The organism is Sphingobium sp. SCG-1 (assembly GCF_002953135.1).
Classification (GTDB): domain Bacteria; phylum Pseudomonadota; class Alphaproteobacteria; order Sphingomonadales; family Sphingomonadaceae; genus Sphingobium.
This window is the reverse complement of record NZ_CP026372.1, coordinates 3,675,346-3,690,719: the sequence shown is the minus strand read 5'-3', so window position 1 is coordinate 3,690,719 and position 15,374 is coordinate 3,675,346. Positions and strand designations below refer to the sequence as shown.

15 protein-coding genes are annotated in these 15,374 nt (G+C 59.8%); 3 read left to right on the top strand and 12 right to left on the bottom strand.

Translation table 11 applies throughout. The features are described 5' to 3' along the window. Positions 1–4: 4 nt before the first annotated feature. The 4 genes from egtB to gluQRS all read right to left on the bottom strand — a co-directional run bounded on the left by egtB (position 5) and on the right by gluQRS (position 3,084). Complete coding sequence (gene egtB, locus C1T17_RS17125) at positions 5–1,270, bottom strand: ergothioneine biosynthesis protein EgtB (protein WP_104954471.1); 1,266 nt, start codon at positions 1,268–1,270, stop codon at positions 5–7. A 109-nt stretch (positions 1,271–1,379) separates the two neighbouring features. After that, positions 1,380–1,949: a cob(I)yrinic acid a,c-diamide adenosyltransferase gene (locus tag C1T17_RS17120; protein ID WP_104954470.1), complete on the bottom strand. Its 570-nt coding sequence runs from the start codon at positions 1,947–1,949 to the stop codon at positions 1,380–1,382. Between the two features lie 10 nt (positions 1,950–1,959). Next, a complete protein-coding gene (locus C1T17_RS17115) occupies positions 1,960–2,196 on the bottom strand; it encodes a twin transmembrane helix small protein (RefSeq protein ID WP_104954469.1) in 237 nt (78 codons plus the stop codon). Positions 2,197–2,205: 9 nt separating this feature from the next. Beyond that, positions 2,206–3,084, bottom strand: a complete 879-nt coding sequence (gene gluQRS / locus C1T17_RS17110; protein ID WP_104954468.1) for a tRNA glutamyl-Q(34) synthetase GluQRS — start codon at positions 3,082–3,084, stop codon at positions 2,206–2,208. A 93-nt stretch (positions 3,085–3,177) separates the two neighbouring features. On the opposite strand from gluQRS, the gene C1T17_RS17105 reads away from it, so the two are divergent. Continuing rightward, positions 3,178–3,744, top strand: coding sequence for an HNH endonuclease (locus C1T17_RS17105; RefSeq protein WP_104954467.1), 567 nt, complete (start codon positions 3,178–3,180; stop codon positions 3,742–3,744). Between the two features lie 17 nt (positions 3,745–3,761). Here the strand turns inward: C1T17_RS17105 and C1T17_RS17100 are convergent, their stop codons facing one another. After that, complete coding sequence (locus tag C1T17_RS17100) at positions 3,762–4,493, bottom strand: Crp/Fnr family transcriptional regulator (RefSeq protein ID WP_189338393.1); 732 nt, start codon at positions 4,491–4,493, stop codon at positions 3,762–3,764. 209 nt (positions 4,494–4,702) lie between these two features. Between C1T17_RS17100 and murA the strand changes: the two genes are divergently transcribed. Then, on the top strand, positions 4,703–5,986 hold the full coding sequence (murA, locus tag C1T17_RS17095) for a UDP-N-acetylglucosamine 1-carboxyvinyltransferase (RefSeq protein ID WP_104954466.1): 1,284 nt from the start codon (positions 4,703–4,705) through the stop codon (positions 5,984–5,986). Continuing rightward, positions 5,979–7,502: a PAS domain-containing protein gene (locus C1T17_RS17090; RefSeq protein WP_104954465.1), complete on the top strand. Its 1,524-nt coding sequence runs from the start codon at positions 5,979–5,981 to the stop codon at positions 7,500–7,502. Before murA ends, C1T17_RS17090 begins: the two co-directional genes overlap by 8 nt. Here C1T17_RS17090 and C1T17_RS17085 read toward each other — a convergent pair. The 7 genes from C1T17_RS17085 to C1T17_RS17055 form a co-directional block, all read right to left on the bottom strand. Continuing rightward, positions 7,447–7,890, bottom strand: a complete 444-nt coding sequence (locus tag C1T17_RS17085) for a response regulator (protein ID WP_104954464.1) — start codon at positions 7,888–7,890, stop codon at positions 7,447–7,449. The genes C1T17_RS17090 and C1T17_RS17085 overlap by 56 nt on opposite strands. Before the next feature lie 89 nt (positions 7,891–7,979). Next, positions 7,980–9,242 carry a DUF445 domain-containing protein gene (locus C1T17_RS17080; protein WP_104954463.1) on the bottom strand — a complete coding sequence of 421 codons (1,263 nt, stop codon included), beginning with the start codon at positions 9,240–9,242 and terminating at the stop codon, positions 7,980–7,982. 51 nt (positions 9,243–9,293) lie between these two features. Further along, the gene (locus tag C1T17_RS17075) at positions 9,294–12,506 is read right to left on the bottom strand and encodes an efflux RND transporter permease subunit (protein ID WP_104954462.1); all 3,213 of its coding nucleotides are present in this window, start codon (positions 12,504–12,506) and stop codon (positions 9,294–9,296) included. A 71-nt stretch (positions 12,507–12,577) separates the two neighbouring features. Next, positions 12,578–13,762 carry an efflux RND transporter periplasmic adaptor subunit gene (locus C1T17_RS17070; RefSeq protein ID WP_104954461.1) on the bottom strand — a complete coding sequence of 395 codons (1,185 nt, stop codon included), beginning with the start codon at positions 13,760–13,762 and terminating at the stop codon, positions 12,578–12,580. Positions 13,763–14,100: 338 nt separating this feature from the next. Then, on the bottom strand, positions 14,101–14,358 hold the full coding sequence (locus C1T17_RS17065) for a GlsB/YeaQ/YmgE family stress response membrane protein (protein WP_104954460.1): 258 nt from the start codon (positions 14,356–14,358) through the stop codon (positions 14,101–14,103). A gap of 186 nt (positions 14,359–14,544) precedes the next feature. After that, positions 14,545–14,844, bottom strand: a complete 300-nt coding sequence (locus C1T17_RS17060) for a DUF1153 domain-containing protein (RefSeq protein ID WP_104954459.1) — start codon at positions 14,842–14,844, stop codon at positions 14,545–14,547. A 122-nt stretch (positions 14,845–14,966) separates the two neighbouring features. Then, the gene (locus C1T17_RS17055) at positions 14,967–15,275 is read right to left on the bottom strand and encodes a hypothetical protein (RefSeq protein WP_189338392.1); all 309 of its coding nucleotides are present in this window, start codon (positions 15,273–15,275) and stop codon (positions 14,967–14,969) included. Between the last annotated feature and the right edge of the window lie 99 nt (positions 15,276–15,374).

Here is a 15,374-nt window from a genome sequence, read left to right as displayed (position 1 = left end):
AGCGTCAAAGATCCTTGGCGAGCCGCACGCCGGTGAACTGCCAGCGTTGATGCGGATAGAAGAAGTTGCGGTAGGATGGGCGCATATGGCCACGCGGTGTGGCGCAGCTACCCCCTTTCAGAACAAACTGGCCAGACATGAACTTGCCATTATATTCGCCCACGGCGCCTTCTGCGGTCCTGAAGCCAGGGTAGGGACGATAGGCGCTTCCGGTCCATTCCCAAACGTCGCCGAACATCTGAGCAAGACCGTCGCTCTGTTCACAGGCACGGGGGCGGGGGCATCGCGCGGTATCGAGTTGGTTGCCGGAATGAGGATCGAGCGCCTGCGCCGCGCTTTCCCACTCCGGCTCTGTCGGTAGTCGTGCGCCCGCCCAGCTTGCATAGGCGTCGGCTTCGTACAGGCTGATGTGCGCAACAGGTGCGGCGGGGTTTACCGGACGGCGGCCGTCATGACCGAAGCGCGACCATCCCTGCTCGTCCTTGCGCCAGTAAAGTGGCGCGACGATGCCTTCCCGTTGTACCCATGCCCAGCCGTCGGACAGCCAATGCCGCGAATCGGCATATCCGCCGTCGCCCATGAACTCCAGCCACTCGCCATTAGTGACGGGCCGGTTGGCAAGAGCGTGCGGCGTCAGGATCGTGCTGTGGCGGGGGCCTTCACAGTCAAACGCGAAGTCCTCGCCATTATGGCCGATCTCAACCACTCCTTCATGGCCGGCGACCCATTTTATTGGCTCAGGCATGGGGGCGGGAAGGGCGCTCGGCGCGTCCCAAACCGCCGGATCGAGCGGGTTCTGCGCGAAGAGGTGCAATATGTCGGTGAGCAGCAATTCCTGATGCTGCTGCTCGTGATGCAGGCCCAAGGTAATCAGCGCCAGAGCTTCCGAACGCAGGTTCGGCATTGCCTGAGTCAGCGCCGCATCAACATGGCGACGATAAGCGAAAATCTGCGCCAGCGAAGGCCGCGTCAGCAGTCCGCGTGATGGCCGCGCATGGCGCGCGCCTTCCGCTTCATAATAGCTGTTGAACAGAAAAGCGAAGGCGGGATCATAGGGTATGTGTCCCGCAACATGGTCGCGCAGGACGAATGTTTCGAAGAACCAGGTAATGTGGGCAAGGTGCCATTTGGCTGGGGACGCGTCGTCCATGGACTGCGCCGTTGCGTCGGCATCTGAAAGCGGATGAGCGAGGGCTTCGCTAAGACTCCGGACGGACTTGAACTGGCGCGCGAGAGCCGATGGTGCTTCTGCCTGCCAATATACCGTCACTGGCCACTCCCCATGCGGTCATCCGCTCTGCAGGCCACAAAGCGCCTGAGGCCTCATTTATGTTCCGTCTAGGCAATAATTATGTAGGCGCAATGACGCTGTGACGGCGTTAGCGGGATCCACCCGGAACCCATTTTATATCAGTGGAACCATTCCCGTTCAGGCGGCGCGCGAGCACGAAAAAATAGTCCGACAGGCGATTGATGTAGGCCAGCGCAAGCGGATTAAGGGACATGCTTTGCGCGGCAAGGGTTGCGCTGCGTTCGGCGCGCCGGACGACGGCGCGGGCAAGGTGCACCGCCGCAGCCGCAGGCGACCCACCGGGCAAGATGAAGCTGTTGAGCGGCGCGAGGCTCTCGTTCATCGCGTCGATGTCCTGTTCCAGGCGTGTCACCTGGCTCTGCACGATCCGAAGCGCCATCGGTCCGGGCGTAAAGTCCTCGCCGGGCGTCGCGAGATCGGCGCCTAAGTCGAACAGATCGTTTTGAATGATCTGCAAGTCATGCGCTTCGGGTGCCTTACCCAAAGCGACCACCGCAAGGCCGATTGCGCTGTTCGCTTCATCAACGTCGCCCATCGCGGCGAGGCGCAGGTCGTGCTTGGGTACACGTGAGCCGTCGACGAGGCCGGTCGTGCCTGCATCGCCAGTGCGCGTGTAGATGCGGTTGAGCTTTACCATATCGACAGCCTTATTGGCTGCCGCCGTTCATCAACAACAGGATCGCGACAAGCAGGACCGCGATTGCTTGAAAGCCCACGCGGGCAAACATCATCTTGTTCTGTTTCAGACTTGACGCGCTGGGACCGGCGTTGCCGGATTTCAGTTCCTCCTCCGTCGTCTTCAGGAAGGTGACGACGCCACGCACCAGCATGACGACCGTCGCGATCGCCGCAGCGATGATGAGGATGACGAGGAATGTGTTCATGACTGCAATCTAGGTATCCCGCACCGAAATTCCAACCGGAAACACACCGCGTCGAAGATCGTCGCGAAGCCGCGCCGGATCGACGCCCGCATCGCGCATTTCCGCCAATTGAATGCCGCCGCTCCGCTTGGCGAGGCGCTTGCCGTCCGGGCCGATCAGCAGGCTATGGTGCCGGTAAAGCGGTGTCGGCAAATCGAGCAGCGCCTGCAAGAGGCGGTGAATGTCGGTCGCCCCCATCAAGTCGCGACCGCGCAGCACGAAGCTGATCTTCATCGCCGCGTCGTCCACAGTGGCGGCGAGGTGATAGCTGGTCGGCGCATCCTTTCGCGCGAGCACGACATCGCCTGCCCCCAGAGGGTCGGCCAGAATCGTGCCGTGGCCGGCATCCTCCCACGTAAGGCGGCCCACCAATGCCACTGCCTTCGCCATGTCGATCCGCCAGGCGCACGGCGTCGTCTCAAAGCGGGCGACTTGTTCGGCCAGCGGCAAAGCCCGACATGTTCCGGGATAGATCGCGCCTTCGGGTCCGTGCGGCGCGGAGGCGGATGCGGCAATATCGGCACGGGTGCAGAAGCAGGGATAAACCAGTCCCATCGCTTTCAGCCGGTCGAGCGCAGCGGCGTAGACGGGGAGCCGGTCCGATTGTCGGACGACCTCGCCATCCCATGTAATCCCAAGCCACGCCAAATCCTCGATGATACCTGTGACATGCTCCTCCCGGCTGCGCGCGCCGTCGATATCCTCAATCCGCAGGCGGAACACGCCGCCATTTTTTCGCGCCCGATCATGCGCCATCAGCGCGGACCAGCCATGCCCGATATGAAGGCGTCCGGTAGGGCTGGGTGCGAAGCGAGTCACAATATGCGGTGGCATGGTGGTGGAGATCATACAGGCTCTTGACGGGCGATATAGGTTAATGCTGTCATGCCGCTGTCACGCTTATCAGCGATCAGCGCGACGGACTGGGGAAAAGGTTTTTCTATGTACCATCCCGACCTGATACGGCATCCGGAAAGTTGCCCGGCGCTGGTTCTGAATGCAGACTACACGCCGCTGAGTTACTATCCCTTGAGCCTTTGGCCTTGGCAAACGGCGATCAAGGCCGTATTCTTGGAGCGGGTGGACATCATCGCCACCTACCAGCGAGAAGTGCACTCGCCGAGCTTCCAGATGAAGATCCCCTCGGTCATTGCGCTGAAGCAATATGTGAAACCGTCCGAACATCCTGCTTTTACGCGTTTCAACCTGTTCCTGCGTGACAAGTTCGCATGTCAATATTGTGGATCGCCGCATGATTTGACATTCGATCATGTCGTGCCGCGCCGTGCGGGTGGGCGTACGACATGGGAGAATGTCGCCACAGCCTGCTCCCCCTGCAACCTGCGAAAGGGTGGTCGCACGCCGCGCGAAGCGGGAATGCGGCTGCATGTGCAGCCGATCCGTCCGACAAGCTGGCAGTTGCAGGAACATGGCCGTGCTTTTCCACCGGGCTACCTGCACGAAAGCTGGCATGACTGGCTGTATTGGGACGTCGAACTTCTGGCATGACCGACGACCGTGGCGTATCAGGCCGCGGGTAACCAGGTGAGATCGAAGTCGGTATAGCGATTGGTATAGTGACCGATCGACGCGAGTTTCTGCTCGTTGAGAAGCGTGATCGACCCATTCGACCGCCGGATGAGGCCTTCCGCCTCCATCTGGCGTATCATCCGGTTGACGTGCACCGACGTTAGGCCAATCGCGTCGCCGATTTCCTCCTGCGTGAGCTTCAAGTCGAACGTGTCGGTGATATCGTCGTTCATGACACGAAGGCGGTGGATGATGTCGAGCAGGAAGGCGGCAACTCGCGCCTTTGCCGAAGTCCGTCCCAGTGAAGCCAGCCGGTCGGTAAGAGCGACCCGCTCAGTCTGCGACAGCATGAACATCAGCGCCGCGACGCGCGGATGTTCTTCCAGCAGGACGCGAAGCCCGGCCTTGTCGAACGGACACAGCACGGAATCGGCAAGCGCCACCAGCGACTCCGGCGCCTTGCTGTAGATGGTGCTGGCCGATCCAATAAAGTCGCCGGGGAAGTACACACGCAGTATCTGACGGCTACCGTCGGGCATGATGACATAGCTCATCACCCGGCCGTGCCGCAGCACAAACAGTTCGGATACAGGGTCGTTGGCACGCTGAATAACGGCGCCGCGCTTTACCTTGCGCTGCGTCTCTTCAAGACGAGCGAGCGCCTTGCGCTCTGCATCATTCAGCGAAATATGCTTTTCCAGTCGTTCGGCGAAACAACTTCCCGTCACGCGTGTCCCTCAGTAGTGATGTTGTTACGGAGGCAGAACGCCTTAGTGGGCTTTTGGCTGCATCGCAGAAAGTTGCATTAACTTCGATCAACAATAACGGACGAGAAGAGGATTTATATTCAAGCCCTTGTAGAGCATGCCGCCGGCGAAATTTTTTTGAAGATCCCGCTGCCTTGCATAGGTAGCGTTAAGCCTTATGAAGCAGTCCGATGGACCAAATTCGCATTCATGGCGGCGCCCGCCTCAATGGCCGCCTTCCTATCTCTGGCGCGAAGAACGCCGCCCTTACCCTGCTGCCCTGTGCACTGCTGACGGACGAGCCGGTAACGTTGCGCAACCTGCCGCGTCTTGCCGACGTGGACAGCTTCGGGCACCTGCTGAACCAGCTCGGTGTGTCGACGATGATCGAAGGCGCGCGGCCGGAGGATTTCGGTCGGGTGATGACGCTGCGGGCCGGACGCGTGACGTCGACGGAGGCCCCTTACGACATCGTGCGCAAGATGCGCGCCTCGATTTTAGTGCTAGGGCCGTTGCTCGCACGTGCGGGCGAGGCGACGGTGTCGCTGCCCGGCGGTTGTGCGATCGGCAACCGCCCGATCGACTTGCACCTGAAAGCGCTGGAGGCGTTCGGGGCCATAATCGAAATCGCGGCGGGTTATGTCCGGGCGAGTGCGCCGGACGGGGGCCTTCCCGGCGGAACGTTCAGCTTCCCCGTGGTATCCGTGGGCGCGACCGAGAATGCGTTGATGGCCGCTGTGCTGGCGAACGGCACCTGTGTGCTCGAAAATGCGGCACGTGAGCCTGAGATCGTTGACCTGTGCCGACTGCTGGTCGCGATGGGAGCGGAGATCGAAGGGATCGGCGGCGGAACGCTCACCATCCATGGCAAAAAGCGCCTGCACGGCGCGACCTACAGCGTCATGCCCGATCGCATCGAGGCGGGCAGCTATGCCTGTGCTGCCGCAATCACCGGGGGTAGCCTTGATCTCGTTGGTGCGAATTATAGCGACATGCATGCAATCCTGACGACCCTGCGCGAAGCAGGCGTTCATGTCGAGGAGTTGGCTGACGGCATCCGCATCGCCGCTGAAGGCAAGCTGAAACCACTGACGATTTCAACAGCGCCATTTCCCGCGTTTCCCACCGACATGCAGGCGCAATTCATGGCGATGCTTACACTGGCAGACGGCGCGAGCGTGTTGACCGAAACGATTTTCGAGAACCGCTACATGCATGTGCCAGAACTGGCGCGCATGGGTGCGGACATCAGCGTGAACGGTCGCACCGCCATCGTGCGCGGTGTCGAGCGGCTGACCGGCGCGCCCGTCATGGCGACTGACTTGCGAGCCTCGATGAGCCTGATCCTGGCCGGCTTGGCGGCGCAAGGCGAAACGGTTGTAAGCCGGGTCTACCATCTGGATCGGGGTTACGAGCGGCTGGAAGAGAAATTGTCCGCTGTCGGAGCCGACATCGAACGCATCAGCGATGGCTGAGACGTCGCCGACCATGACCGATCGCCTCGCTTTGTTGCGCGAATATGATCTTGATTCGGTGGAATTTGCTGAACTCGATGAAATCACCGCATTCGCCAGTGCTCTGTGCGGTACGCCGACCTGTCTCGTCAGTATTGTAGAGGACGAGCGTCAGCGATTTCTTGCGCGTACCGGCTTAGATGTGAGCGAAACACCTCGTGACGTGTCCTTCTGCGCTCATGCCATGCTGGGCGATCAGTTGTTCACTATCCCCGATGCGGCCTTGGACGCGCGCTTTGCGGACAATGCGTTGGTCACTGGCCCACCACATATTCGCTTTTACGCAGGTGCGCCGCTGATTAGCGCCGAGGGCATACCGTTAGGGGCGTTGTGCGTCATCGACTACGTGCCGCGCGAAGGATTAACGCCTCTCCAGAGCCAGGGGTTGATGCTCCTCGGTCGGCAAGTCTCTGCCTTTCTGGAGGCGCGGAGGAGGGACCGCCTGCAACTGCGTGATGCGGAAATACGAGCCAGCGCGCTGAAAGACAGCGAGATCAGATTTCAGACGCTGGCCGATACTATGCCGCAAATGGTCTGGTCGACGCGGCCTGATGGTTATCACGACTATTACAATGCGCGCTGGTATGAATTCACCGGTATGCCCACAGGATCGACCGATGGCGAGGAATGGAACGGCATGTTCCATCCCGACGATCAGGCGAACGCCTGGAGGCATTGGGACCATTCGTTGCAGACCGGCGAGCCATATGAGATCGAGTACCGGTTGCGTCATCATAGCGGCCAGTATCGCTGGACCCTGGGTCGTGCGTTGCCGATCCGCGACGAGACCGGAAACATCACGCGCTGGTTCGGGACATGCACCGACATCCACGAGCGCAAGCGGGAGATGGAGGAGCGCGAGATGATCGCGCATGAGCTTTCACACCGCATCAAGAACATATTCTCGGTGATAGCCGGTTTGATCGGGCTTTCCGCAAGGGAGAGGCCCGAAATCAGCGATGTGGCGGATCAGCTCCGGGATCGGGTGACCGCGCTTGGGCGCGCGCATGATTACGTTCGTCCGCATAGTGCCGACTCCGCATCAGCGATCGGGCAAAACAGCCTGTTCGGCGTGCTAGAGCAATTGTTCGAGCCTTATCAATCTGCGGACAATAAGCGGATCGCGATCACTGGTGAGGATCAGGTCGTTGATGATCGATCCGCGACACCGCTGGCGTTGTTGTTCCATGAACTCGCCACTAACGCCGCGAAATATGGCGCGCTATCCGATCTTCGTGGGCGGGTTGTCGTAGAAACGAGCAGCCAGGACGACATGTGTGTCATGCATTGGCGCGAAGAGGGCGGCCCACCTGTTGCCGCGCCTGTACAAACCGGCTTCGGGTCGCGGTTGATTTCTCTTAGTGTAGAGCGTCAGCTAGGCGGAACGATCGAACGAGATTGGCGGTCGGATGGCCTCAACGTCATTCTGAATATTCCGACCCGCGCAATGAGCCGAGACGCGGCAAAAAAGGCGTAAATCCGGCAATCGCCGCGTAATCCAGCTCTTCATTGTCATTGTCTTGCGAGGCCAGCGCTAACGCCGCCTTGATCGTACTGCTTCGGAACGGCTTTGTTATGACTCCAAGCGCGGCAGCGGAGGCGGACCCAATCTGGCTGGGATTTGCCGTTACATAGATGACTTTGATGCCATAGCGTTCGGCCAGAACCTGCCCGATTCCGGGACCAGTCGCGCCGTCCCGAAGGTTCAGGTCCACCAGAGCAATGTCAGATTCAGGCGCAGCCCGGAGGGCCGCAGCGCTATCAGCAGCTATTGCGCTTACAGTAAGGCTGGCGGACGTGACGATGTCTTCGATTTCAAGGGCAACGAAAATCTCATCCTCAACAATCAAAACACGCTTCGTCATCTCACCTCACCGAGTTGCAGCCGTCCAATGCGTTGTCGACCTTTTGGTTCCATCGCGCAATTTCCCTTGAACTGGCGACGCCACGTTGGTCATTTTAAAAATGCGTCTATTGCATGCAAAGCCAGCCCGACCAGACCACCCACCAGCGTACCATTGATACGAATATATTGTAGATCGCGACCAACTGCATTCTCAAGACGCTCTGTCACGGTGCCGGCATCCCAGCCGCGCACTGTCTCGCTGACCAGCTTGACGATATTGTCGCCGTAAGCCGCCGTTGCAGCGACGGCGGAGCGGCGGGCGAAGCGGTTCAGCGCAGTGCGCAGGCGAATGTCCTCCTGCAAGGTGCTACCCAATTGCCGCAGAGCCTGGCCAAACCGTCCTGCCATCGCGCCTGAGGGATCGCGCGCCGCGCGCAGCAATCCCGCACGCCCTTGCTCCCACAATCCATTGATCCAGCTTTGCATGGCTGGATTTTCGACGATTTCATCCCGAATAGCAGCCACGCGCGCCTGCATGTCGGGATCGAATTGCAGATCGGAGGCGAGCTTCTGAAACGCTTCTTCTGCTTTCTCGCGTAGGGGATGATCGGGGTCTTCCCCCATTTCGTGCAGAAGTTTTTGCAGACCGCTGATGATGGCATCCGCAATGTTTGCATCCAGCCCAGTCAGACGCAGCAATTTCCCGGCGCGTGCATGCACCATTTCCCGGATCAGATGGTCGTTGCCTTCCAGCGTCCGCCCCGCCCACAGGATGATGCTGTCGAGAACTGCGCGGTGCCGTCCGTCGCGCATTGCCGCTTCCAGTGCCTGGCCCGCTAATGGACCGACATTGAGCGCACGCAATCGCTGCACGATCGCGCTCTTCGCCATCCCGCCGAGCCGCTCCTGATCCAGCGCTTCCAGCAGGTCCGCCGCAATGCGCGATGCGCCTTGCCGCAAGCGTCCGTCGCCTCCTGCGGGCTGGCTAAGGAAACGACCCGCCGCAGACGCGACATCGACGCGGCGCATCCGGCGCGCTACAACTGCCGACGTAAGAAAATTATCGCGCAGGAACGCGGCCAGCGTATCGCCAATGCGATCCTTGTTGCGCGGGATGATCGCGGTATGCGGGATGGGGAGGCCTAGCGGATGCCGGAACAGCGCCGTGACCGCAAACCAGTCCGCCAGTCCGCCCACCATCGCGGCTTCCGAAAATGCCTGTACATAGCCGATGGCCGGATGAACATGGGCAAAGCTGCGTGCGACCGCGAACAGCGCCGCCATCACGATCAGCATACCCGTTGCAATCAGCCGCATTCGCTGCGCGCCACTTGGCGGAACCGGCGCAGGGTCGAAGCGGAACAATCTCATGTGCACGAAACGATCTACACGCTGTTTCGTTCAGGTAACAAGTCCAATGAACTATTCGGCGGGCTGGGCCACGCCATCATCCGAGGCCGGACCTTTGTCGCCGGGACGGTAGGTGAGGGTTCGGCTGAGGCGCGGTGCTAGCCAGGATTCGATTCCAATGGCGAGACTGAACGCTGCAGGCACGATGATGAGCGTCAACGCGGTGGACAGGATCAGGCCGCCGATCACGGTGATCCCCATGGGCTGTCGCCATGCGCCATCGCCGCTTAGTGACAATGCCGTCGGCACCATGCCCGCCACCATCGCAACGGTCGTCATTACGATGGGCTGCGCGCGCTTGTGACCAGCGTCTACGATCGCCTCATATTTCGGCACACCCTTATAAATTTCCTCCAAGGCGAAATCGACGACCAGGATCGAGTTCTTGGCGACGATGCCAAGCAGCATGAGCAGGCCGATGAACACCGGCATGGAGATCGGCTGACCCGTTAAATGCAAGGCAAGCGCACCACCCAGCGGCGCAAGCAGCAGCGAACCCATGTTCACGAAAGGCGGCATCACGCGCTTGTAGAGCAGTACGAGCACGGCAAACACCAGCAGAACGCCGGACATCACCGCTATCACAAAGTTCACGAGTAATTCGGCCTGCCACTTGGCATCGCCAACGTTTAGCTTCTGCACGCCCTTCGGCAGCGCCTTCATTGTGGGCAACTCGTTGATCTTGCTCATCGCGTCGCTCGTCACCAAACCCGGCGCAAGATCTGCGCCTACGACAATGCGGCGGATTTGATTATAGCGGCGAATCTGCGTCGGCCCCGCGCCAAACTCGATGTCGGCCACAACCTTAAGCGGTACTGATCCCCCCGACGCAGTCGGCACCGGTAGGTTCTCTATCGTGCTGAGATCCTTTCGCGACGCCTCGGCGATGGATACCCGTATTGGGATTTGGCGGTCGGACAGCGAGAAGCGCGCGCTGTTCTGGTCGATGTCGCCCAAGGTTGCGATGCGGATGGTCTGGCTCAGCGCCTGTGTAGTCACACCCATGCTGGCGGCAAGATCCATACGGGGCTTGATGAGGATTTCCGGCCGCTGCATATCGCCCTGCACGCGGGGATCGCGCAGTTCCCTAAGTCCCGCCATCTCGTTTACCAACTGATTGGCTGTCTTTTCAAGCAGTACCGGGTCATCGCTTCCGAACATCATGATGATGTCGCGCCCGAAGCCGCCGCCGGATTGAGACTGAAAGTTCACGCGCGCGTCTGCCACATCGCGGAATTTCGGCGCTACCTTGCGCTCCCAATCTACTGAGGAGATGGGTCGATCCTTCCGGAGCGTCAGGAATATGTCGGCCTTTGCAGGTTCGATATCGGCAAACGCCGCTTCTACCACCGTGCTATCGGCGGAAAGCATATCGGAGACCTTTTGCGCGACGACGCGAGTTTGTTCGAGCGTGCTACCGGGCACCATTTCCACCTTGACCTCGCTGAAGTCAGTATTGGTCGTCGGCTGGAACGCCATGGGCAAGGTGCTGAAAGCTATGACCGTCGCTATAAAGGCAAGCAACCCTATGCCCATCGTCCAGAAGCGATGGTCCACGATGGACGAGCGCACGCGACGACGCAGGCGTATCCAGCCGCGTGTGACGGTGCCGTGAGCGTTGTCGAGCATGCGCTGCCACTTTTCGTCGCTGCGAATGCGGTTGGAGGCCCGCTGGTCCAGTGACCAGCGCAGCGCTCCAATGTAGCGGTCCATCATCCAGCCTTCGCCGTGGCTCGCTTCGCCGTGTGCCTTTAAAAAGTAGGCTGCAACCATAGGCGTGATGAGACGCGCGACGGCGAGACTCATCAGCACGGATACGACCACCGTCATGCCAAATTGGATGAAGAACTGTCCGGAAATTCCTGGCATCAGGGCGACGGGCAGGAATACCGCCACGATTGCCATCGTGGTCGCCAGTACGGCAAGGCCAATCTCATCAGCCGCATCAATGGACGCCTGATAGGCGGACTTGCCCATTCGCATATGGCGGACAATGTTCTCGATCTCCACGATCGCATCATCGACGAGTACGCCGGCCACTAGGCTGAGGGCGAGCAGCGACAACCCATTCAGGGTAAAACCCATCATGTCCATGAACCAGAAGGCGGGGATCGCTGACAGCGGTATGGCAAGCGCGGAAATCAGGGTCGCGCGCCAGTCGCGCAGGAAAAGGAACACAATGACGACAGCGAGCAACGCACCTTCGACCATGGCCGCCATGGCGGACTCATACTGCTCCTTGGTATAATCCACCGTCGTGAAAAGCTGCTTGAACTTGACTTTGGGATTGTCTTTCGCAAGCTTGTCCAATTCCTTCATCGCGTCATCATAGACGGTCACGTCGGAGGATCCCTTTGCCTTCTCCAGGCTGAAGCTAGTCACTTGTCGCCCGTTCATCAGCCCCACGGCACGCTGCTCGGCGTACATGTCGCGTACATCTGCGATGTCGGCCAGTTTCACGGTCTGGCCATCAGCGATGGCTATCTGGGTCTGGCCGAGCGTGTAAGCATCCTGCGCATTGCCCAACACGCGCATGGACTGCTCAGCGCCCGCGATTTCAGCGCGTCCGCCTGCAGCGTTCAGGTTCACCTGCCGCAATTGCTGGTTGACTTGCGACGCAGTGATCCCGTGCGCCTGCAAGCGGGCTGGGTCCAGCATTACACGGATTTCACGGCTAACGCCGCCGCTTCGCTTGACGGCGGCCATTCCCTGGATACCAAGCAGCCGTTTCGCCACGGTATTGTCGACGTACCAGCTTAGTTCTTCCAGCGTCATATCCGTACCCTCGGCGCTGAAATAGGCAATTGGTCCGCCATCGATGTCGACGCGCACGACCTGCGGCTCCAATATGCCATCAGGCAGATCGCTACGGACTTGGTCTACCGCGTTCTTCACATCCGCAACGGCGCGGTCCACGGGGGTGCCGATCGTGAACTGAACAAACGTGGTGGAACTACCTTCGCTGGCGATCGACGTGATTTCGTCGACGCCGCTGATCGAACGGACCGCGGCTTCAATCCGTTGCGTTACCTGCGTCTCCAACTCCGAAGGTGCAGCACCGGGTTGCGTCACGATCACTTGTGCGGCTGGAAAGCTGATGTCGGGATTGTTATTAACGTCCATGCGCATGAAGCTGACGATGCCTGCCAGCAAAAGCGCTGCGAACAGCACGAGCGGCGTCACCGGATTGCGAATGGCCCAGGCCGATATGTTGCGGAAGCTCATCTCTCTGCCTCTATTCGCAAGGGGCAAGCCCCTCGTATAATGTCATTTGACCGCGCCGCTGAGGATTTCCGTCAGCGTGCGGCCTTTTGCAATTCGGGCTTCACCTTCTGCCCCGGCGTCAGAAATGCGCCAGCGGATGCAACCACCTTTTCCTGCCCGGTCAGGCCACTACTGATCGCGACGCCGCTGCTGGACACTTGTCCGACTTTAACGGAGCGGCGTTCCACCATATTCTTTGAATTGACGATGTAGACATAGTTGCCGGAGGGATCACTCAACACCGCGGATTCCGGCAACATTGGCGCATTCCCCGTGCTGGTGACGATGCTGACGGCTGCAAAGCCACCCGGACGGATCACAGGGGTGTAGGGAACGGCGACGCGGGCGATGCCCTGCCGGCTTACCGGGTCCACCACTGGCGCGACCTGCCAGATATGGCCCTTCACGCTTTGATTTCCGCCGACCGGCGTTACCGCAGCCGGCACGCCGACTCGGACGCGGGCGAGATCAGCTTCGCTCAACAAGGCGCGCAATTCCATCGCACCATCTTTGGCGATGCGGAACAGGACACCGCTGCTGGCCCCCACGACTTGCCCAGGCTCGACAGTGCGTGTCAGGACCAAACCGGAGGCGGGGGCGCGGATGTCGAGACGACCATTACGCGCGCGCTGCTCGGCAAGCTGTGCTTCGGCTACGCCGACACGCGCATTGGCAGCGGCGAGCGTTGCTTCGCGCTGATCGATGTCCGCCTGTGAAATAAAACCACGTCCAACGAGCTGACGCGCGCGGTCCAACTGCGTTTTGGCAAGCTTGGCATCCGCCCGTGCAACGCCTATTTGCGCCGCTAACGAACGTGCCTGCTCAGATTGAACCGAGCGCTCGATCACGGCAAGCGACTGTCCAGCCTTCACCCAATCGCCGGGTTGAACCAGCACGCGGACTACTTCACCGCCTTCTCCAACAACACCAACCGGCATATCGATCCGTGCATTAAGTGACCCGGTGGCTGTCACTGTACCTTGAAAGGCGGATTGCCCAGGACTTAGCACGGTGACGACGGGCGCCACGACCGTGGCTCCGGCACTACCGGTATCCCCAGCACCGCTGTTCCGGCCAAACAAGAGAGTAGCAGCGATAACGACCACTGCAGCTACGATCAGCGCAAGAAAAATTCGACGGCGCTTGCGGGCGCGAAGCGTCTCGGGATCAAAACGCTCCATGTCGACATCGCTCGCAAAATGTGTTTCGTAATTCATGCTGGTCCACTCTTCTGCATGGCAGCCAAATCAAGCGACCTGAGCCTCCGCATCCTGCAAGCTGTATTATCTGAATATAGCACCGTTCTCAAGCAAGAAAACGGTATCATCATAATCGTTGTTCTATGCAGCGCCCCAAGGATGATTGATCCGGTTTACAATCATTTGCAAGCGCAGGTGCACCCATAACGGGGCAAATGTGAGCGATCGAAGTGATACTGTTGCGGAACGATCACACTCATAGTTCGATGTGCCATGAGGAGATTCGTTCGGCAGACGACCCAAAAAAAAGGCCCGCCGATCGGCGAGCCTTTTAGAAGGTTTGCCTGAGCGTGCGGTTACCGCACGCTGCCGCGACGAAACAGGTTGACGATAGCGAGCAATACCACTGCACCGATGAATGACGCGATCAGCGACGACAGGCTGAAGTCGCTATTGTTGATGGTGCCGCCACTGAGGACCAGACCTGCCAGAAACGCGCCGACGATCCCGACGATGATGTTCAGGAAAATGCCCTGCTGCGCATCCGTGCGCATCACAATGCTGGCCAGCCAACCGATTACGCCGCCAATTACGAGCCAGATAATAAGGTTCATGATGTTCTCCTCCGTCCAAGCATCCCCCAGCCCGGCTAATCTGAGGAGCTAAACGGCGGACGGGGCGGGGCGTTCCATGTTTCGGGCAAAAGATTATTTCGGTCGGCAAAGTATTGGCGCGATACGAATAAAAATAGCCGCCTGCGCAGGGCAGGCGGCCGGCTTCATCCTCTCACGGACTTGGGATCAGAATTTCTGCTGGCGCTCGTACAGCGACTTATAGTGCTGGATGCGTGTCACGCGCAGGCCCGGCATGCCCGATCGATCGACAGCGCGCTGCCACCCGGCAAATTCCTCCAGCGTCAGCGAATAACGGGCGCAGGCTTCGTCGACCGTCAGCAGGCCACCGTTTACTGCGGCAACCACCTCTGCCTTGCGGCGAACGACCCAGCGCGTCGTGCCGGCCGGTGGCAGGCTGTCGAGGGTCAGCGGTTCGCCCAGGGGGCCAACAACTTGTGCGGGGCGTATTTTCTGATTCTCGAACATTCTCACCTCAATAACGGCACCGGGTTCCGGCTCTTCCGGATTTCCACCGGTCGGAACATGCGGTCACTTGTGCAACACAGCGCTGAACATCGGCTAAAGCGCCACGGTAAACGCCATCTTCACTACTCTCTCCCCACCGTCAGATTCTGTGCGACCAGCGGATTGAAGCTGCCCGCGAGACAAGCGGCGTCGATCACGCCGTTCGTTCCCATTTTCGTGTCCGCGCCGAATATCCCGGCGAGGACATGGATTTTATCGTCCTGCCGCTCCTGCCCCCGCAGGAAAGATGCCATGCGGCGTGCCGTCGGGCTGCCTGCCTGTTGCGCCGACGAAGCGGCGAGCAGAACGGCAAGATCGGCGGTCCATACAGCCCCCGGTGGCAATGCGCCGGTAGCCTTAAGGGCCAACATCCTGGAAAAACTCAAATCCATGAAAGTCGTTGTAGAGGAGAAAGGATAAGGCCCGGTAAATCGGCCGGTCATCACCTGTTAGGGGGTCTGAAGACGTCGTTAAGAAGGGTAGAAAGCCGT

What these genes read in the sequence shown, in the direction of transcription:
- C1T17_RS17120 (WP_104954470.1), bottom strand. Translation starts at nt 1,949, where the DNA reads ATGGTAAAGCTCAACCGCATCTACACGCGCACTGGCGATGCAGGCACG.
- C1T17_RS17115 (WP_104954469.1), bottom strand. Translation starts at nt 2,196, where the DNA reads ATGAACACATTCCTCGTCATCCTCATCATCGCTGCGGCGATCGCGACG.
- gluQRS (WP_104954468.1), bottom strand. Translation starts at nt 3,084, where the DNA reads ATGATCTCCACCACCATGCCACCGCATATTGTGACTCGCTTCGCACCC.
- C1T17_RS17105 (WP_104954467.1), top strand. Translation starts at nt 3,178, where the DNA reads ATGTACCATCCCGACCTGATACGGCATCCGGAAAGTTGCCCGGCGCTG.
- murA (WP_104954466.1), top strand. Translation starts at nt 4,703, where the DNA reads ATGGACCAAATTCGCATTCATGGCGGCGCCCGCCTCAATGGCCGCCTT.
- C1T17_RS17090 (WP_104954465.1), top strand. Translation starts at nt 5,979, where the DNA reads ATGGCTGAGACGTCGCCGACCATGACCGATCGCCTCGCTTTGTTGCGC.
- C1T17_RS17085 (WP_104954464.1), bottom strand. Translation starts at nt 7,890, where the DNA reads ATGACGAAGCGTGTTTTGATTGTTGAGGATGAGATTTTCGTTGCCCTT.
- C1T17_RS17080 (WP_104954463.1), bottom strand. Translation starts at nt 9,242, where the DNA reads ATGAGATTGTTCCGCTTCGACCCTGCGCCGGTTCCGCCAAGTGGCGCG.
- C1T17_RS17075 (WP_104954462.1), bottom strand. Translation starts at nt 12,506, where the DNA reads ATGAGCTTCCGCAACATATCGGCCTGGGCCATTCGCAATCCGGTGACG.
- C1T17_RS17070 (WP_104954461.1), bottom strand. Translation starts at nt 13,762, where the DNA reads ATGAATTACGAAACACATTTTGCGAGCGATGTCGACATGGAGCGTTTT.
- C1T17_RS17065 (WP_104954460.1), bottom strand. Translation starts at nt 14,358, where the DNA reads ATGAACCTTATTATCTGGCTCGTAATTGGCGGCGTAATCGGTTGGCTG.
- C1T17_RS17060 (WP_104954459.1), bottom strand. Translation starts at nt 14,844, where the DNA reads ATGTTCGAGAATCAGAAAATACGCCCCGCACAAGTTGTTGGCCCCCTG.
- C1T17_RS17055 (WP_189338392.1), bottom strand. Translation starts at nt 15,275, where the DNA reads ATGGATTTGAGTTTTTCCAGGATGTTGGCCCTTAAGGCTACCGGCGCA.